This is a genomic window from Paraburkholderia ginsengiterrae (genome assembly GCF_001645125.1).
GTDB classification, from domain to species: Bacteria; Pseudomonadota; Gammaproteobacteria; order Burkholderiales; family Burkholderiaceae; genus Paraburkholderia; species Paraburkholderia ginsengiterrae.
In genome coordinates this window covers 1-456 of record NZ_LXKA01000244.1, presented here as the reverse complement: position 1 = coordinate 456, position 456 = coordinate 1, and the positions used below count along the sequence as shown (strand labels likewise).

Annotated in this window: 1 pseudogene; it reads left to right on the top strand. The window is 63.2% G+C overall.

Annotated features, from left to right (window positions below):
• Nucleotides 1-292: 292 nt before the first annotated feature.
• Nucleotides 293-456 (top strand): annotated as a pseudogene (locus tag A6V37_RS19245) (glycine cleavage system aminomethyltransferase GcvT); the annotation flags it as partial.

Below are 456 nucleotides of genomic sequence, written 5' to 3'. Positions count from 1 at the left end.
TGCATGGCAGCGCGTGTGCTCGGGAGAATGGAATAAGAGGTCACATTTGATGTAACCGGGATAGTCGAACTCAACACATGCGGGGAGCGCAGACAGGGGGCATCAGAGGGGCGGGGAACACGGCGGCCTGTGCGCAGACCAGCACAGGGAGCGCAGCGGATGAGTCGGAAGCGGGCAGGAACGTGTCAGGGAGGAGAGACAGAGGGGTCATGCAGTACCACGCTGGCTGGGAGCACGCCGGGAGGAGTTGAGGCGCATGACCTTGTTTGTTTCGCGAGAGGCGCGAGGCACAATGACCGAACCCAAACACGCGCCGCGCAACGAGAACCATAGAGCGCTCAAGGCGCGCATGGTCGATATCGGCGGATGGGACATGCCGGGAAAGTTCGGCTGGGAGAGCGGCGAACACCGAGCCGGGCGGGCAGACGCCGGGATGTTCGACGTCTCGCACATGTG